This window comes from Lyngbya sp. CCY1209, assembly GCF_055795065.1.
In genome coordinates, this window is the sequence record NZ_JAYFER010000218.1 from 1 (window position 1) to 21373 (window position 21373).

General features: G+C 53.8%; 17 protein-coding genes. 7 read left to right on the forward strand and 10 right to left on the reverse strand.

Annotated features, from left to right (window positions below; genetic code table 11):
- Positions 1 to 101: 101 nt before the first annotated feature.
- Positions 102 to 1271 (reverse strand): DegT/DnrJ/EryC1/StrS family aminotransferase, encoded by a 1170-nt coding sequence (locus tag AC0QHF_RS04585; RefSeq protein ID WP_324703004.1) that lies wholly within the window; start codon positions 1269 to 1271, stop codon positions 102 to 104.
- A 283-nt stretch (positions 1272 to 1554) separates the two neighbouring features.
- Here AC0QHF_RS04585 and AC0QHF_RS04590 point away from each other — a divergent pair, with 283 nt between their 5' ends.
- Both AC0QHF_RS04590 and AC0QHF_RS04595 read left to right on the forward strand, forming a co-directional pair.
- On the forward strand, positions 1555 to 1929 hold the full coding sequence (locus AC0QHF_RS04590) for a rhodanese-like domain-containing protein (RefSeq protein ID WP_324703005.1): 375 nt from the start codon (positions 1555 to 1557) through the stop codon (positions 1927 to 1929).
- Positions 1930 to 1998: 69 nt separating this feature from the next.
- A complete protein-coding gene (locus AC0QHF_RS04595) occupies positions 1999 to 2139 on the forward strand; it encodes a hypothetical protein (RefSeq protein ID WP_324703006.1) in 141 nt (46 codons plus the stop codon).
- A gap of 57 nt (positions 2140 to 2196) precedes the next feature.
- On the opposite strand, the gene AC0QHF_RS04600 is transcribed toward AC0QHF_RS04595, so the two are convergent.
- From AC0QHF_RS04600 to AC0QHF_RS04620, 5 genes are all read right to left on the reverse strand, one after another.
- On the reverse strand, positions 2197 to 3231 hold the full coding sequence (locus AC0QHF_RS04600; protein ID WP_324703007.1) for a D-alanine--D-alanine ligase family protein: 1035 nt from the start codon (positions 3229 to 3231) through the stop codon (positions 2197 to 2199).
- A 449-nt stretch (positions 3232 to 3680) separates the two neighbouring features.
- Positions 3681 to 5015: an ATP-grasp enzyme gene (locus AC0QHF_RS04605; protein ID WP_324703008.1), complete on the reverse strand. Its 1335-nt coding sequence runs from the start codon at positions 5013 to 5015 to the stop codon at positions 3681 to 3683.
- Between the two features lie 331 nt (positions 5016 to 5346).
- Complete coding sequence (locus AC0QHF_RS04610) at positions 5347 to 6180, reverse strand: O-methyltransferase (RefSeq protein WP_324703009.1); 834 nt, start codon at positions 6178 to 6180, stop codon at positions 5347 to 5349.
- A gap of 11 nt (positions 6181 to 6191) precedes the next feature.
- Positions 6192 to 7535 carry a sedoheptulose 7-phosphate cyclase gene (locus tag AC0QHF_RS04615; protein WP_324703010.1) on the reverse strand — a complete coding sequence of 448 codons (1344 nt, stop codon included), beginning with the start codon at positions 7533 to 7535 and terminating at the stop codon, positions 6192 to 6194.
- Positions 7536 to 7831: 296 nt separating this feature from the next.
- Positions 7832 to 8530, reverse strand: coding sequence for a 3'-5' exonuclease family protein (locus AC0QHF_RS04620; RefSeq protein ID WP_324703011.1), 699 nt, complete (start codon positions 8528 to 8530; stop codon positions 7832 to 7834).
- Between the two features lie 91 nt (positions 8531 to 8621).
- Between AC0QHF_RS04620 and AC0QHF_RS04625 the strand changes: the two genes are divergently transcribed.
- Positions 8622 to 12725, forward strand: coding sequence for a HEAT repeat domain-containing protein (locus AC0QHF_RS04625; protein ID WP_324703012.1), 4104 nt, complete (start codon positions 8622 to 8624; stop codon positions 12723 to 12725).
- A gap of 358 nt (positions 12726 to 13083) precedes the next feature.
- Here AC0QHF_RS04625 and AC0QHF_RS04630 read toward each other — a convergent pair whose 3' ends face one another.
- Both AC0QHF_RS04630 and AC0QHF_RS04635 read right to left on the reverse strand, forming a co-directional pair.
- Positions 13084 to 15213 carry a pentapeptide repeat-containing protein gene (locus AC0QHF_RS04630; RefSeq protein ID WP_324703013.1) on the reverse strand — a complete coding sequence of 710 codons (2130 nt, stop codon included), beginning with the start codon at positions 15211 to 15213 and terminating at the stop codon, positions 13084 to 13086.
- Between the two features lie 20 nt (positions 15214 to 15233).
- Complete coding sequence (locus AC0QHF_RS04635; RefSeq protein WP_324703014.1) at positions 15234 to 15563, reverse strand: hypothetical protein; 330 nt, start codon at positions 15561 to 15563, stop codon at positions 15234 to 15236.
- Positions 15564 to 15732: 169 nt separating this feature from the next.
- Here AC0QHF_RS04635 and AC0QHF_RS04640 point away from each other — a divergent pair, with 169 nt between their 5' ends.
- Complete coding sequence (locus tag AC0QHF_RS04640) at positions 15733 to 16161, forward strand: hypothetical protein (protein WP_324703015.1); 429 nt, start codon at positions 15733 to 15735, stop codon at positions 16159 to 16161.
- Here AC0QHF_RS04640 and AC0QHF_RS04645 read toward each other — a convergent pair.
- Entirely contained in the window at positions 16158 to 16532 is a 375-nt protein-coding gene (locus AC0QHF_RS04645) for a hypothetical protein (RefSeq protein ID WP_324703016.1), read from the reverse strand. The genes AC0QHF_RS04640 and AC0QHF_RS04645 overlap by 4 nt on opposite strands.
- Positions 16533 to 16723: 191 nt before the next feature.
- On the reverse strand, positions 16724 to 18916 hold the full coding sequence (locus AC0QHF_RS04650) for a tetratricopeptide repeat protein (RefSeq protein WP_375341399.1): 2193 nt from the start codon (positions 18914 to 18916) through the stop codon (positions 16724 to 16726).
- 501 nt (positions 18917 to 19417) lie between these two features.
- Between AC0QHF_RS04650 and AC0QHF_RS04655 the strand changes: the two genes are divergently transcribed.
- The 3 genes from AC0QHF_RS04655 to AC0QHF_RS04665 all read left to right on the forward strand — a co-directional run bounded on the left by AC0QHF_RS04655 (position 19418) and on the right by AC0QHF_RS04665 (position 21335).
- Positions 19418 to 19582, forward strand: coding sequence for a hypothetical protein (locus AC0QHF_RS04655; RefSeq protein WP_324703018.1), 165 nt, complete (start codon positions 19418 to 19420; stop codon positions 19580 to 19582).
- Positions 19583 to 19701: 119 nt separating this feature from the next.
- Complete coding sequence (locus tag AC0QHF_RS04660) at positions 19702 to 20526, forward strand: creatininase family protein (protein WP_324703019.1); 825 nt, start codon at positions 19702 to 19704, stop codon at positions 20524 to 20526.
- Between the two features lie 35 nt (positions 20527 to 20561).
- Entirely contained in the window at positions 20562 to 21335 is a 774-nt protein-coding gene (locus tag AC0QHF_RS04665) for a DUF561 domain-containing protein (protein WP_324703020.1), read from the forward strand.
- Positions 21336 to 21373 lie beyond the last annotated feature (38 nt).

A 21373-nucleotide genomic window follows, 5' to 3' on the forward strand; every position in this document is an offset into this window, starting at 1 on the left:
CTCCTCTGCCTCCTCTGCCTCCCCTGCCTCCCCTGCCTCCTCTGCCTCCTCTGCCTCCTCTGCCTCCCCTGCCTCCCTGCCCCCCCGCCTCCCCAAACCCTCTATTCCCGCTTGACGCCGAGGGCGGTATAAATCCCCTCGACGACCTGATTGACCTGGGAATTGGTGATGCCGGGGAACATGGGCAGGGACAGAATTTGCCCGCTGAGGGTTTCGGTGTGGGGGAAGTCGCCGGCTTTGTAGCCCAGATCTTTGTATCCCGGTTGCAGGTGGCAGGGGATGGGATAGTGAATCCCCGTTTGGATGCCGAGTTCGCCGAGCTTGTGTTGCAGGTCGTCCCGGCTGAGGGGACTCTCTTCGGTAACGCGGATGACGTAGAGGTGATAAACGTGGCCGTCTTCGCAGTGGTTGAACATGGGGACGATGCCGCGATCGCGCAACAGCAGCAGTTGGGTGTCGTACTGTTCGGCCGCGGAGTTGCGATCGCGGTTCCAGGATTCCAAATGGGGCAGTTTGACGTTCAAAACCGCCGCCTGGATGGTGTCGAGGCGGCTGTTGGTGCCGAATTCGGTGTGGACGTATTTTTCGGGGGCACCGTAGTTGCGGAGGATGCGGCACTGTTGGGCGACGGCCTCATCCCGGGTGACGACCATGCCGCCACTGCCGAAGGCACCGAGGTTTTTGCTGGGGTAGAAGCTGAAGGCGGCGGCGCGGCCGACGGAACCGGCCCGGTAATTTTCCCGGCGGGCGAGGTGGGCCTGGGCCGCATCTTCAAACACGGTCAGGTTGTGGGTGAGGGCCAGATCGAGGAGCTGGCCGGGGGCGACCATCTGGCCGTAGAGGTGGACGGGGAGGATGGCCCGGGTTTTGGGGGTGACGGCCCGCTCGGCGGCGGCAATATCGATTAGAGCGGTGCTGGGGTCGCAGTCCACCAGGACGGGGACGGCCCGGGCTTGCATGATGCCGATGAGGGTGGCGATGAAGGTGTTGGCGGGGACGAGGACTTCATCCCCGGGCTCCACGCCGCAGGCCTGCAGGCCGATCGCGATCGCGGCGGTTCCGGAGGCGACGCCGATGCCGTATTCCGCGCCGCAGGCTGAGGCGAAGGCGGCTTCAAATTCTCGCAGGGCTTTGCCGAGGATGAAATCCCCCCGCCCAATTACATCGTGGATGGCTTCTTCGATTTCGGCGTTGAGTTCCTGGTATTGCAGGGACAGGTCAACGAAGGGGACGGGGGCCATAGGTGCGCTGTCGCGGATCGTATTGGTCATAGGTTCCGATGAATGCGGCAAATCTGAGGAGGGGTGGCATCAAAACAGAAGCAGCCCTCTTCTGTTATCTCCCATCGGATACCGGATCGAACACCCCCGAACTGTCAACTTTAATAAAGTCTTCAACGATTTGCCGATCGCCGGACGGCGCGGGTATCTTTTTCTGCGGTCGAATAAAAATCACATTGCCATAAAAAAATCAACCTTTCGACATAAATCTTTGCAATTTCTGAAATATTTTGTTACATTTTGAGTGGCAGTCACAAAACAGAACTCATCTCATATGCTTTTTTCAATCATTCCCACACCCCAAACCAAATCCTTTAAACCCCAATCCAAGGCCGGCGACCTCAAGACGCGCCTGGACTGGGGCGAACCCGCGCTGACGATCGTCGATGCCCGCGATCGCGAGAGTTACAATATGGGTCACATCCAGGGAGCCATCCCCATGCCGATGTCCACCCTGCCCGGACGCGCGATGGAGAGTTTGGAACCCGAACGGGATATTTACGTCTACGGCGACACAGATGAAGAAACCGCCGAAGCCGCGACCAAACTGCGCGAAGCCGGATTCCAAAGAGTGTCCGAACTGACGGGCGGTCTGGCCGCTTGGAAGGCAGTCGGTTATCCGGTGAGTGCCGTCAGCGCCGTTGCCTAGGCTATCTCTTCTCCCTTCTAACGAATCGCTCTTTGGGTTCACGGGCTTCTATCCCGTGAGCTTTTTTTTGTGCGTTTTATAGCGATCGGCACAGCCGAAGTGTCCATCATTGGGAAGTTTTGGGAAGGGTATCGATACCTGAAACCGGCGATCGCTCTGACCATTGCCAATTTTGAGATGTTCCGACGAAGGTTCCGCGATCGCTTTTGATAACCAAACCGTTTTCCGGTGTGGGAACTGATGGGGCGATCGCGGTTCGACCTGAATTTACAGGGGAACTAAACCGACGGTTTCTTCCATCGCCATCATCAAGACCTCATCGAGGGAAAAACCGGCCGCTTTTGCCATCGACGGAATCACACTTTTGGGCGAAAAAGAACAGTACAGACCCGCCTCTAAAAACCAAGGCTGTCCTTGGGGGTCGATGCGGAAATCGAACAGACTGTAGTGGCGACAACCCAAGGCTCGATGGCAGATTTTGGCGGCGGCTTGAACCGTCTCAGTCGCCGGATCTTTCGGATCGACAATCCAGGCTTTTATATTATCTTTCGCTGTCAGATACAAGTCACCCTCTTCGGTTGTTTTCAGCTTGTCGGCAGAGTTGCGAATCGGGTGATCCTGAGAATTAACCTGGTATTCTTCCAGGGGTAAACCGAGCAACTCGCCGTCTTTGACGATGATACCGCAGCGGACTTCCCGACCCAGTTCGATGTACTCTTCCACCAACACTTCATCGGCATATTCAAAAGCGGTTTTGAGGGCGATATCGTAACTTTCTCCCTCTTTGACTAACGTCACGCCGAGGGAATTGTCGGAGTCGGCGGGTTTGATGACGACGGGGGGTTTGATTGTCGGTTTGTCTCCCGGACGCAGGAGCTCTCCGCCGGGGACGCCGACACCCGCCGTGGCGACGATCGCCTTTGCTTTTGCTTTGTGGGCCGCCATCGCCATGACGTCGGGAGGATTGCCGATGTAGGGAATATTTAACAGGTCAAATAGAGCCCGATATTGGGTCATTCCCGGCAGACAAAACATTTGGGGAAGTACCAGGTCGATATTTTTGGCGGTGATCAATGCGATCGCCTCCGACAGGGGCACGGGTGGGGCGGTGGCGATATCTTCCCGACTCAGAGAATGGGGAAATCTCCACAGGCGATCGGGGGTGATGTAAGCTGTGTAAAATTCGTAGCGATTCGAGTCTGCCAAGGCCGCCATACAGTCTTTGGCATAGAGGCGGGACAGATCGCAGTAAAATTCACTTTCGGCTGATCCGACCAGTTGGAGGATGCGAAGGGTTGACATCAGTAATCTCCTGGGTTTGACAATTAATTAAAAACGATAAAATTTGACCTTTTTAAAATCGGTGGATTCTGGGGATAAATTTTAACCACAGAGGCACGGAGGACACGGAGAGATTATGGGAGAGTTTGGTAAGGGGGAGTTATATCATGTCCGCTCAAACAGTTATGATTCCTGGGTTTCGCTATCTTCTGAGGTCGCTTAAAACTTTTGCCTTTTGCCTGTTGCCTGTTGCCTGTTCTCGAATGATTGTGTAAGTATTCAAACGGACTTGATATTATATCAGATCCGGTTATCTTGAGATAATTTTTGCTGGTAGGGGCACAAGGCTTGCGCCCTTGGGGCGATTCGCAGATCGTCCCGACAGAGGAATTCATTCGCGATCGGTTCGGACATTCGACTGGTTATTTTTCGGGCATTAAACAGGATTTAATACGAGCAATAATTCCGGATCAATCGCCGCCTATTTCAACCAATTTGCCGATATTGAAATCGATTCTAACCCAGCCTTTCAGTTTCCGCAGGTTATCGAGAAGCAGCAGGGTGATTTGCCCGTGAGGAACGGTCAAAAATGGCAGGGGATCTTCCGGTCGCAGGAGGGCATCGGTTCCCTCGAAAATGATGCCCAGTCTGGCTTTTAAATCCGAGATCGATCGCACTTCCGTCAGCCGCCAAAGTTCGTGATAAATCCAATAGGTCGGTTTGCTATTTGGAAGAGGTGCGATCGCTTCTTCGTTCTCATTTTCGGCATCTTTGAGATAGGCGTCAGCCAGCCCCGGATGGTTGTAAAACATGGTGATGGCGGAATGGGTGCGGGGATTGCACTCGATGGGATAAACGGTTCCGTCGGCGGTTTGAATGAAGTCAAAGGAAATTTGTCCGGTCAAGTTTAAAGCTTTGACAAATTGCTCGACCCAGGCGGAAATTTCCGGCTTTTCTATGTGTTTGTAATTCACCTGAAATGGGGAAGATTCCGAGCAGCAATGCAGCCGAATTTTGCCGTTTATGACGGTGCTGTGGGTGCAATATTCCTGGCCTGTGATGAACTGTTGCATCGTCCAGGGATTCTCGGGACTGATGGGCAGGGTTTTGATATACTCTTCCATGCCGTCGAAGGGAAGTCTCGTCATATCTAGGCGAGAAACCGAGTCGTAGCGGATACTTTTTAACAGGTATTGGCTACCGTCGGATTTGAAGTCGAAATCGAGGATTTGTTGCGGGTCGGTGATCGAAAAAGATTTGGGGGCGGAGAGTCCCAAAGCGCGGGCTTTTTCGCACAGTTCAAACTTATCGTCGAGGAGCTTTGTAATTCCCGGCGAAAAGTGGATGACTTGGCAGTGGGGCGACATCAATTCACCGGCGATCGCATCATAATAACTGGCGACAGGACTGGACACGGGAATGAAGGCATTGATCTGTTCTTTTTTGACAATTTCCAATAGCGATCGCGAATATTCTTCCCCATCTTTTTCCGGGGCGGGAACGGTGTAGAATTTTTTGACCGCATTAGAAAATCGATGACCGGAAAGCCAATATTTATGGGTTTCAACTAAAATAACACTGTGGCCGGCAGCGTGAAAGGAACGGGCGAGTTGGAGGGCTTTGGTCATTTTCCCCCCCGTGATTAAAATATTTTTGGGATGGTCGGCGATCGCCCGTTTTTGGAAAGGGAAAATGATCCAATTTCGCAGGAGCGCCACAACCACGATCGCCAAGTTAAACGGGAAAGCTAACCCGAGCAGGAACAGGGTTCCCACGTTTTTAAATAGGGCAGAAAGTTTCATCATTTTTCATGTTTCTCTGGGATAGATAATAGCGGTGCGCGTCGAGAATATAGCAGCCGGAAATCATGTTTCAACAATCTCGCCCTCGAGGCTCCCAATTCTGGCAGGGCTGTTTCATTCTCAGTTAGAAATTGTCGAGGGGGACGAGGAAAACCAAAGTCAATTAATCATTCATAATTAATCTATTAATTATGAATTGCCGGCTCCCCCAGCCATTTTTCGGGGGAAAATGAAACAGCCGTGCCCAATTCTGGGGGCTTTCGGCGGAGCGAATTTTGACCCATCATTTCCAACAGCCGTAGAGGGCGCAAGCCTTGCGCCCTTACAATGTCAACTATTTGCGCCGAATAATCGTCAAGCCGTCTCGCAGGGGGAGAAGCACTTGCTCCACTCGCGGATCTTCGGTGACAAAACGATTAAATTGGGCGATCGCTTCTCCGTTGGGCGTCCGCTGTTCGGGGGGCAAATAGGGCTGTCCCTGCAACAAAGTATTATCCACGCAGATAAAACCGCCGGGAATCAACAATTCGCCATCGAGCAGCAGTTTGAAATAATCCACATATTCCTTCTTATCGGCATCGATAAACACCAAATCGAAGCTTTCCCCGGCGTCGGCCAGTTTTTGCAATGTCTCCAACGCCGGAGCCACTTCCACACGAATTTTGCCGCCGTGGGGGGACTCGTCGAAGCAGGCGCGGGCAAAATCGGCCACATACGGATCCACCTCGCAGGCGACGACGCGGCCATCGTCCGGCAGAGCTTCCGCCATCGCCAGGGCCGAATATCCGGTGAACATCCCGACTTCCAGGACGCGCCGGGCCCGGGTCATGTACACGAACAACTTCAGGGTTTGTCCCTCGATGTGGCCGGAGAGCATTTCCTGCTCCAACTGGCGGACGGTTTCGCCGTCGGAGAAGCGCCGGCTCCAGTCCTCTGCGGCCGTTTTTCGGGCCAGGGTCGCCAAGGCCGGGGAGTCCGGGGTGGCGCATTCTTCCAGGTAGGGGTCGATACCGGCGGCGAGGGCCCGCGCCTGTTCCAACTCCGCCATCAGATCGGCGGGAACCGCCGCGGCTCCGGCTTTTTCGACGATCGCTTCCAACCGTTCGACCAGAATTCCCAAGGGGGTGACGGGTCTGGCCGCTTTCGGTGTTTCGAGTTGCTGAGTCATTGCCTATTCTCCTATTCCAGACCGAGATCGCTGAGGTACATTTCTTGGCCGCGTCCGCCGTCCGGCAGGGCGGCGCAAAGCTGCTTGTGGTGTTCCACGGCGACTTCCAGCATCCCCGACGAGACTTCTTGGGCGTAGTCACAGGAGCCGATGCCGGTGGGAAGGGGCGCCCACAGTCCGCCTTCGCCCCGCTTGCGACGCATATTTTTTTGACCCTCGAGCATCAGGTCGATATCTTCGAGGATGGGGTGGTAGACGGACAAACCGATCGCTCGGCACAAATTGATGATGCGATCGCGTTCGGCCGGTTCGAGCCAGTTCAGTTCCACGGCGAGACTGGCGCCGAAGGCCATGCCGATGGCGACGGAGTGCCCGTGCATCAGTTTGGCGGCGGGTTCAAAGCGGGGGCTCCAGGTGTGGCCGTAGGCGTGGGGACGATCTTGGTACGTCTCGAACATATTCGTCCCCTCGTGTTTCATGTAGGAGAATAGAGCCCGATAGATGACTTCATCGGCGATCGCATTCAGTTCTTCATCGCCGCCAAGGGTGGCGAAGTGGGTTTCGAGCAGGCGGACACCGTGGCGCTCCATCAACTCGAACAGAATCGGATCGTCGGTGACGGCCATTTTGATGATTTCCGCCATGCCGTTGCGGATGTGGCCGGTGGCTAGGGTGCGGAAGAAGTTGCGATCGACGAGCGTCAATACCGGCGGGTGGTAGACTCCGATGCTGTTTTTGAATTGGGCGCCGTTGGTGCAGGTGCGGGGAGACGGGCCGGCGTCGATGGCGGCGACGATGGTGGTGCCCACCATGATATAGGGCGTGCGCCGATGCTGGAGGGCGCAGGCGAGCCCGGCGACGTCGCTGAGGACACCGCCGCCGACGACGAGGACGGGTTCGTTGCGGGAGACGTCGCAGCCGTCTTTGCCCAAGAATTTCAGCAGGTTGTGGACGGTTTCGGGGGTTTTGTCGGATTCCCAGGCGCGACAGGCTAACAGTTGCAGCGGGATTTCGTGAGACTCGAAGTAACGCCGCAAAGCGTCTCCGTAGAGCTCATCCACGCTGCGATCGACGATCGCCACGCAACGCCCGCGAGGGCTGTAGATTTCGGCGAGGGTGGGATTGGAAGGCTCGAAAACGCCGTCCACCAGTTTGACTTCTGCCGTCAGGGTGTAGGTGGCGGTGACTTCAAAGGAGCGATTGTCGCCGCTCGCCGCAATTTCTCCGGAACCGGTGTACCACTCGGAGGTGCGGTACTGCTCGGGATGGTGAAATTGGATGATTTGATCGGTTTCTGACGAGGAGCGTTGAGGATGCCCAGTCGATAGCTTGGGATCGGACGTTGTTTGAACCATGACTGTTAATAGCGTGAGGTTGATTGTTTGAACCTTCAGACTGGCACGGAGGAATCTGCCTGTCCTCTCCGAAGGTGTGAGCGACTTGGCTTGAGTGCCATCGCTTTGTCAATGTATCAACATATTAAAAATTTGTAAAGTTTTGTAAACTTGTCTGATCGAATACCGAAGCCACTGAAATGCCTGGAACGCCCCTGCGGCGGGGGATGAGGTGACGCGCAGGGTTCGACGCCGGGGAGATGAGATCGGAGCCTCTCTCATGAAAACCCGAGGCTGCCAGACTCGGGCTGGCGACCTCAGACTGGGGCGAACCACGCCAATTCTGCGGAGAGTGCGATCGCGTCTCGGAGGGGGCGGCAGGCGAAGGGTTTTCCGGTGTTGGGATCGATGAGGCGATCGCGGTTTTCCCACAGTTTCAACGTCAAATAGACATCCCGCAGAGCGTAACGAATCACCGAAATGCGATCGCCAGCCAACCAAGTTTGTCGCACTGTTCCATAGGGCAAATTGCATTTACCCAAACCAAAATTACTCCGGCTCATCCGTTCCAGGCTGTAACCCCACTTGATTTTGTCTTTTGTCGATTCTCGATAGACTGGCGGCATTCCCAACGCCAACCGGATTTCATAGAGCAGATCGTAGGTGGTTTGAATGCGGATTCCCCGTTCTTTCAACCAATCATCGTCACAATCGGGACACAGGGAGTTGAAACCGACAAGGTAACGACTGCGGAAACCGGACTCAAACTGTGGGAAGTGAGAGCCGAGATTGTCGAAAATTTTTAGTTTCAGATTTCCGATGCGATCGTCATTGTTGAAGGCTTCGCCGAACAGCGATCGTATTTTTGCCTCTGGCGGGAGCGGATCGGCACAGAAGATGAAAAAGTGATGAAAATCGCGATCGCAGCAGGACACCAGGTTGCCTCGCAGTTCCGTATCGAAGATGAGGGCAGGAGCTGAGACGTCCTGGATTGGCTTGAGCAATTGTGCGGTCATAACGGCGATATTTAATTCGACCTGCTCAAGCTAAATTGGGGGTATGTCCCCCAGGCTACCCCGGCGCTCAATCTTGCTCAGGGGCGCAGTTATGGGTAAAATTGAACTTGGGGTAACAGCGAACTTGGGAAATTCCCCCAAGTTTGTTTTCATGAAAGCCGTTCAAGTTCGGAAAATGCCAAGACGCAGTTGGGGACCGACAACCAAAGAGCGAGCCAGACGCTTCTTAGAGGCTTTGCTCAAATGTGTGAATGAAGATGCCCCTCATTCATTGGAGATCTTGGAGTGGGAACCCAGTGAGGCTGCCAAGCTCATAGCCAAGGGACAAATCAGGCATTTTCAGGAACTCACTAGATCTGGTCAACAGGAGCCATTGACAAGCGTTCAGATCAAAAAAGAAGTAATTCCTTCTCTGAAAGAGTTAAAAATTTACGAGGACAAGCGCTTAAAGAAACAAGGCGCTTCTGATTGGGAATTTAGTTTACAGCTTTGGAATAAAGACACGCCCCAAAATATCACTGAATTTGAGAAACGATGGAAAGAAGTACGAAATCAGAATTTGAAGGCACCACTCGAATCATCAAATTCTCAAGGTTTTGAACTCGAAGATCATTTGAGAGAGTTCTGCACCGCCGTTATTAAACAAAAGAAACAACTCACCACTAACCCCCTGACAAGTAAAGATGGCGTTGTAGGAAATCTTGATGATATTCATATTCCCCTGGCGTTGGTGGAACGAAAAAAAAAGCCGAAGGAAGTGAAGGATATTCCGTCACCGGAAGAGGGTTCTCGGTTCTACAGCGATCGCGGCGACAACTTTGAAGTTCAACAGGAATCTGAGGAGGGCGATACCGGCGACGAATACGAAGTGATCCAGGAATATGAAGGAGAGGAATTTTTCCGGCAAATTATCAACCCAGCGAACAAGGAAGACAAACGCTATGCAATTATCGGAGAACCGGGGGCGGGAAAAACAACATTTCTGGTTAAAATAGCCGATCGCATCCTGGAAGCCTCAGATATCCCGATCTGGATCTCCCTCGCCGATCTCGAAGCCAGAACCCTGGAAGATTACCTGCTGAAAATCTGGTTGAAAAATGCCTTAAAACGGGTTCAGGAACCGACAGCCGAACAACAAAAAGCACTGGCGGACTTGTTTGAAACTGGGAAAGTGTGGTTACTGTTGGATGGGGCGGATGAAATAGCGGGAAATCCCTTGTCCGCGATCGCCCGTCAGTTTGGAGTCCGTTGGATCGACTCGGCAAAGGCGGTGTTAACCTGCCGCCTCAATGTTTGGGAGGGCGATCGCAATGCTTTATCTAATTTCAAAACCTATCTGACGCGAAATTTTCAATATCCCGATCGCGTACAAGAATTTATCGATCGCTGGTTCCAGCACCCCTGTTATCAGGACAGCCAGAAAACCGATCTGGCAGAGTCTTTAAAAACAGAACTCGAACAACCGGAAAAAGCCCGAATCCGAGATTTGGTAACAAATCCGCTGCGGTTGACGTTGCTGTGTTGCACTTGGGGACGATATCGGGGCGGATTACCCGACACCCAAGCGGGACTTTATCAAAATTTTGTAAAATATTTTTATCTTTGGAAGGAGGAAGATAATCCGAAATTTAAAACGACTTACGAACAGCGAGAAAGGTTGAATCTGGCATTGGGGGAATTGGCAAAAGATGCGATCGACAGCGATCGTTCTCGCTTTCGATTATTTGAAAGTCAAGTTTGCCGATTTTTAGGACAACCGGACTCAGAATTGTTTCGACTGGCGATCGATTTGGGTTGGCTGAATCGCGTGGGCGTTGCGGAAGAAAATCCAGATCAAGCGGTTTATGCCTTTTATCATCCGACATTTCAGGAATATTTTGCAGCTTGTGCGATCGATGATTGGGATGATTTTTTGCCTCGGACTCATGTGAATTGTCCGGTTGAGGGAAAAAAGTATCGGATTTTTGACCCTCAGTGGAAGCAAGTGATTTTGCTGTGGTTGGGTAGAGAAGACATTAATGATAGCCAGAAAGAGGAGTTCATTCAGGCTTTGGTTGAGTTCGAGGATGGATGTGGTTATTTTTATAAGTATCAAGCGTATTTTTTGGCTGCGTCTGGAATTCATGAATTTCAGAAGTGTTCCCGAGCTTTAGATATAGTCAGACAAATTATAAAATATAGATTTGGCGAATTGAATTGTGAAAATCGCAGATGGAACGATGGTCTATTGTATCCGACAAAACAGGAATTAAACAAAATTATCACAGAAACAATCCGACATTTTGTTATTTCAGAACTGATTGATGTTTTTGAAAATTGCCCCCGGGAGCGTATCCGTACTGAAGTCATTGAAAGTTTGAGTAAAATTGATCCTAGAAATGGCAAAGCAACTACAGCTTTAGTCCGACTTATGGAAAAAACTGAAGATGAATATACCTGTAGGTGGGTGGCGTGGAGTTTGGGTAAAGTGGGGTTAGGAAACCCTCAAGCGATCGATACTTTAATTCAACTTATGGAACCAACTGAAGATGAAGGTATTCGCAGACAGGCGGTGGAAAGCTTAGGTGAAATCGGACAAGGAAATCCCCGAGCAATTGCAGCTTTAATAAAATTTCTGGAAAATACTGGCGATGAAAGTGATCAATTTATCGCAGCCTGGAGCTTGGGTGAAATTGGACAACAAGATCCGAAAGCAATTATGGCTTTAATCCAACTAATAAATAAAACAAGAGATGACGATATCGAAAGACTAGCAATGTGGAGTTTGGGGACAATTGGACGTAAAAATTATCGAGCAATTACAGCTTTATTTCAATTTCTACAGCCGAATCAAGACGAATATACTCGTTGCTTGGCTGCGGAAGTATTGGGAAAACAAATTGAATCAAACAAAAAACAGGCGATAGATACTTTGATTGAACTCGCACAAACCACAAAAAATAAATGTTTTATCTGGAATAATGTGATCCCTGCACTCGCTGAAATCGGAAATGATAACGCTAAAATTGTTGCCATTTTGATTGAATTCATTGAAAATAGCAAAAATCAAATGATTCGCATTTATGCCATATTGAAGCTGGAAAAAATTGGCCGAAACTGTCACGAAGCAATCACGATTTTATCTCGAATCTTGGAGTCAGAAAAAGATGAAAATATTTGCAAAGCAGCGGTTTATGTTTTGGGTGAAATTTCCCATCATAATATTCGGGCAATTAATGTTTTAATTCAATTGTTTAGGATGACGCAGGACAAAGGTATGCGAGAAATGGTTATAGATAGTTTGAGTAAAATTGGACAAGGAAATTATAAAGTAATTGACAATTTCATTCAAATTTTGGAATTCACAGAAGATGAAGATATATGTTGTGATATAGCGGTGAGTTTAGGAGAAATTGGACGGGAAAATCCCAAAGCAATTAATGCTTTAACCAAATTTTTGGCAACTGCCGAGGATAAATATACCCGTAGCACGGTGGCATTAAGTTTGGGAAAAATTGATCCTGGAAATATACTGGCGATAAATACTTTACTGGAAATTATAAAGATCAATGATAGCCGGGAAGTATACAGTTTTTGCGTCGCCGAAAATTTTAAATTATTGTTAACTCAAAAAAAGGAATTCGCTGATGTTGTATCAGCTTTACGTGACCCTCTTAACGATGAAATTGAAAACAACATTACTCAACATAAAAACTACTATCGTATAATTTGGCAGTGCGCCCAAAATCTACCTTACCCCGACTTTTACCGAGCTTGGCATGGGGACGAAGCGACTGTTCCACCCGCATGGGCAGCGCAATTTAGCGATCGCACCCAACACCCCTCCATCCTCGATATCGACGCAACGATTCTGGATGGAGAAACGGGAACAAATGCGATCGCGGCTACACTGTGCGAACTGATTTTTGAAGCCGCATTTCCCGACGAAGAGATCCCAGAGGTTGAAAACGCCCCCCAACTTCGGAAACATCTCAAAACCCTCAAAAAACGACTCCAGCAACCCCAACTCGCCATCCTATTACGCAACTGTGAACCCACTTCAGAACTGATCCAATTTTGTCGCAGACTCACCCGCGTCATTCACATCGCCGGGATAACCGACACTCCCCTAGAACCCCCGTTGCAGTCCATTCCGACAAACCATCCCAACCCCCAAGAGGCGGTTCTGGCTTGGCTGTCGGAACATTGCAATTAATATCAGATCCGGTTTTATAACCGTACAATCTTCCCAATCCTCTTGAGAGGATTTTTGCTACAAGAAAAGGGAATTGATTCCCAAGCGGTCTTGCATATCCAACTCATTTTGTTCCGAGCATTCAACCGGATTTGATATAATCTATCTTGCGAATATTGCCCCCAATCATCGACCGATGATTTGAGCTATAGCAATGTGAAATGATTCGTGAAAAATCGATCTTCTCAAAGCCCCCAGAATTGGGGGTTTGGGGGCGCGACTATTTACAAATGGTTTCCGATTGCTATAGTAGGGGCCCCTGGCTTGCGCCCCCAAGGGCCCCTGGCTTGCGCCCTTGGGAATTAATTCCCAAGCGGTTCTACTCCGGACACTGCGGATGAATTCCCCCCTGATTGCAGATATATTCGATCTGCTCGGCGCTCAAATTTTCGGCCCCGGCAAAATCGACGCCCCGCATCCGGTTCGATGTCTCATCCACCGCCGCACCCTCGATAAATTCATCCGATCGCGCCTCCCGGTCCACCACGAACGTCGCCCCCTCAAAATTCGCCCCCCGCAGCCTCGCGCCCTGCAAATTCACCAGACTCAAATCCGCATCGCGAAAATTCACATTTTGCAACCGGGCATTTCTAAAATTCGTCCCCGTCAACTTCGCCCCGTTCAAATCCGCATCCCGGAGATTTGCCCCCTGAAAATCCGCCCCCGAAAGCGTCGCATTCTGCAAGTCGGCTTCCCGAAGATCGGCATACAAAAACAGCGAACCCTGGGCGTTAATTTGACTCATCCGCGCCAATTCCAAATCCGCTTTCGACAGATCCGCATTGGTCAGATCCGCCCCCGTAAACTTCGCCTCCCGCAGCTTCGCCCCCTGCAAATTAGCGCCGATCAAACTGGCGCTGCTGAAGTTGATCCCCGTCAAATCCGCCCCCGACAGATTCGCCCGGTCCAGGGTCCCGTTCAACAGGTTCGTCCGCCGCATGAAAGTCCGACTCAAAAACGCCCCCGTCAGGTCCGCCTCGGTCAAATCCGCGCCGCTGAGGTCGGAAACCCAGTCGTCGAAGGTGTTGAAGCGCCCGTCTTCCCCGGCCCCGTAAAAGCGGCTGTTCCGCAAATTCGCGTGGGTCATCAGGCTGCTGCGGAAGCTGATGCCGGACAGGTCGGTTTGGTCCAGAACCAGGGTAAACTGAGCCGGCGGATCGGCATTCTGCCCCAGATCGACGTGGCTGAGGTCCGCTTCCCGGATGAAACCGCCGTAAACCTTCAAAATTTTTGCGATCGCCCGCTGGGTGGCCTGCTGCCGCTGGGCGACGATCCGCTTCTGCTGCGCGTCCGCCCCGAACTGCATCGAATCCAGGTCATTTCGCAACGCCTGATTCAACTTCCGCAAATCCGGCAACGCCTCCGGCCCGGTACTCACCAAAGCCTGTTGGATCGCCTCCAGCAGCGTCGGGTTGTCCTCCTGCCCCAACAAATCCACCAACAGGGGAATCGCCCGGGTATCTTGCAGGGTTCCCAAGGCCAAAATCGCGCCCCGCCGCTGGGCCGGGTCTGCATTCGCCGTGGGGGACAGCCGCCCCACCAGGGCCAAAAATACTTCGTTGTCCTGACTCTGAAATTCCCGGCGGTTGGCCTGGTTTTGGATGTAAACCTGGGTGCCGATAAAAGTCCCCAACACCATCGCCATACTCGCGCTGCCGACGGCCACCAGGGTCAAACCCGGGTGCTGCCGCATCCACTGCCACAGGTCCCAATCCCGCCACTTTTTGCTGGGGGTAAACACGATCGCCCGCACCGCGTCGGTTTCGTCGTCCCAGTCGTAACTGTTGAAGGGGTTGGTAAAAAACGAGGTGGAGGTGGGCTGCACCCGCGTTCCGGCCAGCAGATCGTGTCCGGTGCGCCCCCGGAAGCGGCGCCCCATCAACCCGTCCGCCGCCATCAGGATGCCGGAGAGTCCCATGAAGATCAGCAGGTTTGGGAAGGCCCCCGTCGATCGCCACACGATATAGGCGATCCCCACCGGAATGCCCCAGCGGCCCGCCGTTTCCCGCGCCAGAATCCGCCCGAAGCCGGGGGGCTGTCTCTTGGTGTCAACCACCCGCACCCCGAACCAGCGCTTGGGGAGGGTTTGTCCGGTCATTGATAGGCGGTAGAGTTGCCATCCGGCGATCGCGATCGGGACCACCAAGGCACCGGACCAGAAAAAATTCGTCAAAGGAGTTACGCGGGGTTGGCGATCGCGCATCGGCAGGCCCAAAGTGGCGGCAACGGTTTCTCCCGTCCAGCGCACCACCGGATTCAGGGGCACGGACCCGGAACCGCCGTTCAACGCCGCCCCCGCAGTGAAGGGGACCAACCCCCCCACGACCACCAGGGACACTTCCGCGGCCCAAGCACCGCAGCGGCGCATCCAAAACGGGAGTTGTTTGGCCCGGGTTTGCCAGGTGGGGGTGGTTTCGTCGATGCCTCGGTTTGCAGTGGGGCTGGCCATAGTTGCAACTTGCCTTTCGTTTAGCGATTCTTGGAGGATTTGGAGGATTTGAACAGTTGATAACCTATGTACACTATCACCCCGACGACCGCAAGACTTACGGCCAAGGAAATTAATTCCACCAGCGCTTTCAACAGCGCCAGCACCGCCGCGAGTCCCACGACTCCGACGACGATCTGGCCGGCCTTTGGCAGTTCCTTGAACCAGACGATAAATTGACCGTAGAAGGTTTTCAGGCTGGCCGTCAGGTTGGCGTTGGCGGGGGGCGGTTGAAATTGGGAGGAAGACCCGATTTCGGCTTCGATATCTTCGAGTCGGCGCTTGACATTGGGATCGTCTTGGTAGTTCATTGTTGCTGTCCTCGCGATATTAGGGATGGATTCCCGGAATTCCCGGCTTGAAAGCTCTACTGAGAGTATTGTACAAGGGACATCTCGACCGACCGATCCGGCGCGTTCTGTACACCAAATTGGAGGCGGCGTTTTCTTTCCGACTCGGGATTTTACGCCGAATGATGCGATGATGACGATGAAATTGGGAAAATTTTGCACGGCCGGATTGACGGCGATCGCCCTGTGTCTGGCTTCCGCGCAGCAGGTTCTCGCCGACCGCCGCAGCATTTCTCCGGGGGCGTCCGTCACCGTTTCCGGAACCTCCGGCGGCACCTCCAACAGCGGGGACTGCGGCTGGGTGGCGGCCGAACCCAACCTGGTTTTGGACGCGACGGAGGATTTACTCAACATGAGGATTGCCGTCCAAACGGCGGGGGCGCCAACGTTGCTGATCGAAGGTCCTGCGGGTCGGTATTGCGTCCTCCCGGAAACCCCGTCCGGGTCCACCGTGCAATTTTCCGGATACGGCCCCCGTGGGACTTATAACATCTATGTCGGCGATCGCCAACAAGCCCAACACCCCTACACCCTTTCGGTTTCAGACCCCCAGCGCTAACTGTCCCGCAATTCCAATCCCAATCCCTCCCGTCGCGTGCGGAGGTCGTAGTAAATAATCGCGGCGATGGATTGCCAAAAGGGGAGAAATAGCGCCCCGCTGATGAAACTTAGGGCAATGATCAACAAAAAACTGAGCAAATTGAAGGCGACGGAGTCGGGGGGGAAATTTGCGACAATAATCACTTGAACGATTGGGCTGACCACCTGTACCACCAAAGAAACCGGAAATGTGACCAAAATGGCGACCAGGATAATTCCCTGAATCCGAAAAACCGAGCCGCTGGTGAGTTCCCAACTGCGGGCGATCGCACCCAAAACTGTTACATTTGTCCAATCCGGCGCGACTCGCTGACGGGCTAGATATAACAATCCGAAAATACGTGGGAAAGCCGGAAATTTTGAACCACTCCAGGCACAGAGGAACACAGAGGGGAAATTTGTCGGATTTTGACATCAATCCGTAGGAGCAAGCCTCTGTGCTTGCGCCGGTTGAATGATAGGGTTGACCAATAATATTGATCGGGTCACCAGTTAATTCATCAATAGCGGTCTGTCATCGCCTACTGCAAGCGTTGCATTTGATATTGGGCATCCCGATATCCCCCCGTCAAGCCCTGTTCCAAAAACAGTTGTCCGGCTTGTTGGAAATCGTCGATCGCGCCATTTTTATCCCCCAATTGGGCACGGACCAATCCCCGTCCGTAGTAGGCGCCGGCGAAGTCGGGTTTGAGGCGGATGGCTTGGGCGTAGTCGGCGATCGCTTGATTTTCGTCCCCAAGTTCGGCGTAAGCCTGGGCGCGGTTGCTGTAGGATTCGGCGTCGTTGGGGTTGAGGGTGATGGCCTGGGTGTAATCCTCGATCGCGGCCTCGTAATCCGCCGCTTCGGAGTGGACTAATCCCCGGTTGCTGTAGGCTTTGTAATCGTCGGGATTCATCGCGATCGCTCTCCCGCAGTCGGCGATGGCGGCGTCGTAATTTTGTAAGTTAAGTTGGGCGATACAGCGGTTGTTGTAATCCAGGGCACTCGGCTGCAATTCGATGGCTTGAGTACAATCGGCGATCGCCGCGTCGTAATTCGCCAAGTTGATGTAAGTGCTGCAGCGGTTGCCGTAGGCGGCGGGATTGTCCGGTTCCAGGGCGATGGCGCGGTCGTAGTCGGCCAGGGCCCCTTGGTAGTCCCCGAGGTGAAATCGGGCCCGGCCGCGATCGTAGTAGGCGGCGAAGGATTCCGGGGACAGGCGGATCGCCTCGGTGTAGTCCGCGAGTCCCGCCTGCAAGTTCCCCGCCTTCACCCGGGCCGTCCCCCGCGATCGGTAGGCTTCCGCCTGTTTCGGCTGGCGGCGGATCACCTCCGAATAATCCTGGATCGCCGCGTCGTAATCTTCCCGTTCGTAGTGGGCGAGTCCCCGCTTGTAGTAGGCATCGGTGTCCTGGGGATTGAGGCGGATCGCCTGGGTGAGGTCGTCGATCGCTTTGGAGATCTCCCCCGTTTGATAGTAAGTCAGCGCCCGATTGTAGTAGCTGTCGGCGTTGTCGGGGTCGAGTTCGATCGCCCGGGTGTAGTCCGCGATCGCCTGGTCGTATTCTTGTAAATCGTAATAGGCGTTCGCCCGCTTGTGGAAGGCTTGGCTGTTGTTGGGGTCGAATTGCAGGGAGCGATCGAAGGCTTTGACGGCGCCGTCCGGATCGCCTTTTTCCAGGCGTTCGCTCCCCCGTTTCAGGGCGGCTTCGGCTTTGACGGGGTCGGGGCGGTTGAGGACCCGGATCAATCCAAACAGCACCATGATCCCCACCAGTCCCGTGGCGACGACCCCGACGACCGTCCACAGGCGCCCCCAGGAAATTCCCCCGGGATAGCCCCCAGCGCGGGGGGCCGAATGGTGGGGTCGAGGCCGGGAAAAGCCGGTGCGCCCCCGCAATTTTTCCAGGTCGGCGATCGCATCGGTGGCGGAATTGTACCGCTTGCCGTAATAATGATGAACCATCTTGTCCAAAATATTGGCGAGGTCGGTACTGGTCCGCGCCCGGTGCCGCCAGGCGATCTCCCCCGCCGCCGAGAGGCTGGGATCTTGGAGTTTGGGCAGGTCGGAGGCTTCCAAACCCGTCAGCGCCTGGATGCCGATCATCCCGGCCGCGTAAATGTCGCTGTTGAATTGGGGGTTGCCCTGGAACTGTTCGATCGGCATATAGGAGGGGGTCCCGGTGGCGATGGTTCGCATCGTCTGGCCGTTGCCCTCCGCCAGTTGGCTGCTGACGGCCTTCACCGAACCGAAGTCGATCAACACCAGGGCTTGGTCGGATTTGCGCCGGATCAAGTTGGAGGGGTTGACGTCGCGGTGGATGACGCCGTTTTTGTGGACGAAGGCCAAAATTTCCAGGATTTCTTCCAACAGCGCCACCGCTTGTTCTTCGCTCCAGGGGTGGCCGGGGATCAGTTCTTTGGCGAGGGGATTGCCTTCGATGAACTCTTCGACCAGGTAAAAGTGGTTGTTTTCCTCGAAATAGGCCAGCAGCAGGGGGATGCGATCGTGGCGCCCGAGTTTTTCCAGGATTTCCGCCTCCTGGCGAAACAGGCGCAGGGCGGTTTTGAGGATCGTGGAATTGTTGCTGGGGGGACGCAGTTGTTTGACGACACATTGGGGATGGCCCGGACGGCGGGTATCTGCGGCCAGGTAGGTTTGTCCGAAGGCCCCGGAACTCAAAATTTGTACGATTCGATACCTTCTATCTAAGAGTTGACCGATCATTGCCATTTGGGGTTGAGGGTTTGACGTGCGATCGCCGTTCGGGCGGATGGGTTGGGATTTGTCGCCGATATTCATAAAATTTTACAGTTTTATATAAAAATTCAGAATTAATTTCGGAGAAGAGTCGATGGCGGCAAATGATGCCGTTGAATTGCTCTGACGGGCTGACAATCCCCGAAGATTTTGACCTCAATTGAAGATTTTCTGAACTCACAATTAAATCCCCAATAGATTAATTCTGACATAGAATTCCGGACGGCAGTCCGCCGGAGGCCCGGGAATCTCCCCGCCCCCGGCTCCGGACGCCCCGCTCTTTTTTGGAAAGTCTGCGGATGGAGAGGTGGCCGGGACGAACCAACAGACGTAACAAGCGGTTGATGGTTTGAGGGGGGAGAGCACCCGAATCTCTCCGACCGGTAACAGGATAAGTTCGCTGCGGTTCTGTTGCCTCCGGTGTCAACTCAAACCAGACCCGAAACCGCCAATTGCACAAATCGGAGGTCAACGATGAAGAAACGATCTCAATGGCGGGATACGGAAATTCTGCTTTCCGTCGTTCTGTCTGTCGGCTTGATTCTCCTCCTGGCCGGCTTGGGGGCGACCGCACAGCGTTTTGAGAACCAACCGGAGTTGAGTTTGAACTGCGGGCGATCGGCTATAATTGACAATTGACCGCCGACAATTGACAATTATTGGGGGTCGGGGACACTCAAAAGTCAAAAATTCCCCATTCCCCATTCCCTAAGTTTGGTCGATCATAGTCAGCAGACAACCTGCTACCGGAGACGACCATGCACAATTTTATTCCCCCCGATCGCTTTTTTCCCTACCTCACCTGGACGGAAATTGCCGAGATGCCGGACAAAGAAAATACCGTCATCATCCAACCCATCGGTTCCGTCGAACAGCACGGCCCCCACCTGCCGCTGATCGTTGATTCCGCGATCGCTACGGCTGTCGCCGGAAAAGCCCTCGCCCAGCTCGACCGGGCCATCCCTGCCTACGCCCTCTCGACGCTGTACTACGGCAAATCCAACGAACACTGGCACTTTCCCGGAACCGTCACCCTCACCTCCCAAACCCTGATGGCTGTATTGACGGAGGTGGGCGAAAGTATCTACCGGGCCGGGTTCCGCAAGTTGGTGTTTCTCAACGCCCACGGGGGACAGCCCCAAATTTTGGATCTGGTGGCCCGGGACCTGCACCAGCAGCACGACGATTTCATGGTGTTTCCCCTGTTCACCTGGCGGGCGCCCCACGTCGCCAAAGAACTATTTTCTCCGGAGGAGTTGGAGTTGGGAATTCACGCCGGAGACATCGAAACCAGCGTCATGCTTTCGATTTTGCCCGAACAGGTGCGGACGGACCGGGCGGTGCGGGAGTTTCCCCACGGCTTGCCGGAGGAGAGTCTGTTGAGTATGGAGGGAAAACTGCCCTTCGCCTGGGTGACGCGGGATCTGACCCGCAGCGGCGTGCTCGGGGACGCGACGGTGGCGACGGCCCAAAAGGGCGATCGCCTACTCGAATCCGTGGTAGACAGTTGGGTACGGGCGATCGCGGATATTTACAAATTTCGCCAGCCCCGCTGTTTCGAGTCCGACTCCGTGGCACAATAATCCATACGAAACGAAATCGAGTCCAAACAATCAAGATGATCAATTCCACTCTACAGCAGGCATTCAACTGCGGCCGGGGGCTGAAAGTTATTAGCGGCCTGATGAATTTCGATCGCGAGAACGTCGCGATGGTGGTGAGAGCGGCGACCCGGGGCGGCGCCACCTTCGTCGATATCGCTGCCGACCCGGAATTGGTGCGGTCGGTGCGGGGTCTGACCCATCTGCCCATCTGCGTCTCTGCGGTGGAACCCGAGAAGTTCGCGCCCTGCGTCGAGGCGGGTGCCGATTTGATCGAAATCGGGAATTTCGATGCCTTCTACGCCCAAGGACGACGCTTTGAAGGGCCGGAAGTGTTGCAGTTGACTGGGCAGACGCGATCGCTCCTCCCCGAAATCACTTTGTCGGTGACGGTCCCCCACATTTTGGAACTGGACCAACAGGTACAGTTGGCGATGGATTTGGTGGAAGCCGGCGCCGATATCATCCAAACCGAAGGCGGCACCAGCGCCGCCCCCGCCCACCCCGGAACCCTGGGATTGATCGAAAAGGCGGCCCCCACATTGGCTGCAGCCCGGGAAATTTCCCGCGCCGTCTCGGTGCCGGTGTTGTGCGCCTCCGGCATTTCCAGCGTCACGGCCCCTCTGGCGATCGCTGCCGGTGCCGCCGGCGTGGGCGTCGGTTCCGCCATCAACCGCCTCGATAACGAAGTGGCGATGGTCGCGGCCGTCCGCAGTCTGATGGAAGCCTTGGCAACCGTCAACACTTCTCGAATTTACAAAAGTAGCAACAACTTTAGGATTTTCTCTTAAAGGAGTTGGTAGAGGCACATTGACTATGCCTTTAAGAG

Bases quoted from the DNA above. Each gene is read 5' to 3' on its own strand.
- AC0QHF_RS04590 (WP_324703005.1), top strand. From the start codon at position 1,555: ATGCTTTTTTCAATCATTCCCACACCCCAAACCAAATCCTTTAAACCC.
- AC0QHF_RS04585 (WP_324703004.1), bottom strand. From the start codon at position 1,271: ATGACCAATACGATCCGCGACAGCGCACCTATGGCCCCCGTCCCCTTC.
- AC0QHF_RS04650 (WP_375341399.1), bottom strand. From the start codon at position 18,916: ATGGCAATGATCGGTCAACTCTTAGATAGAAGGTATCGAATCGTACAA.
- AC0QHF_RS04605 (WP_324703008.1), bottom strand. From the start codon at position 5,015: ATGATGAAACTTTCTGCCCTATTTAAAAACGTGGGAACCCTGTTCCTG.
- AC0QHF_RS04625 (WP_324703012.1), top strand. From the start codon at position 8,622: ATGGGTAAAATTGAACTTGGGGTAACAGCGAACTTGGGAAATTCCCCC.
- AC0QHF_RS04640 (WP_324703015.1), top strand. From the start codon at position 15,733: ATGATGACGATGAAATTGGGAAAATTTTGCACGGCCGGATTGACGGCG.
- AC0QHF_RS04665 (WP_324703020.1), top strand. From the start codon at position 20,562: ATGATCAATTCCACTCTACAGCAGGCATTCAACTGCGGCCGGGGGCTG.
- AC0QHF_RS04615 (WP_324703010.1), bottom strand. From the start codon at position 7,535: ATGGTTCAAACAACGTCCGATCCCAAGCTATCGACTGGGCATCCTCAA.
- AC0QHF_RS04635 (WP_324703014.1), bottom strand. From the start codon at position 15,563: ATGAACTACCAAGACGATCCCAATGTCAAGCGCCGACTCGAAGATATC.
- AC0QHF_RS04600 (WP_324703007.1), bottom strand. From the start codon at position 3,231: ATGTCAACCCTTCGCATCCTCCAACTGGTCGGATCAGCCGAAAGTGAA.
- AC0QHF_RS04630 (WP_324703013.1), bottom strand. From the start codon at position 15,213: ATGGCCAGCCCCACTGCAAACCGAGGCATCGACGAAACCACCCCCACC.
- AC0QHF_RS04655 (WP_324703018.1), top strand. From the start codon at position 19,418: ATGAAGAAACGATCTCAATGGCGGGATACGGAAATTCTGCTTTCCGTC.
- AC0QHF_RS04620 (WP_324703011.1), bottom strand. From the start codon at position 8,530: ATGACCGCACAATTGCTCAAGCCAATCCAGGACGTCTCAGCTCCTGCC.
- AC0QHF_RS04660 (WP_324703019.1), top strand. From the start codon at position 19,702: ATGCACAATTTTATTCCCCCCGATCGCTTTTTTCCCTACCTCACCTGG.
- AC0QHF_RS04610 (WP_324703009.1), bottom strand. From the start codon at position 6,180: ATGACTCAGCAACTCGAAACACCGAAAGCGGCCAGACCCGTCACCCCC.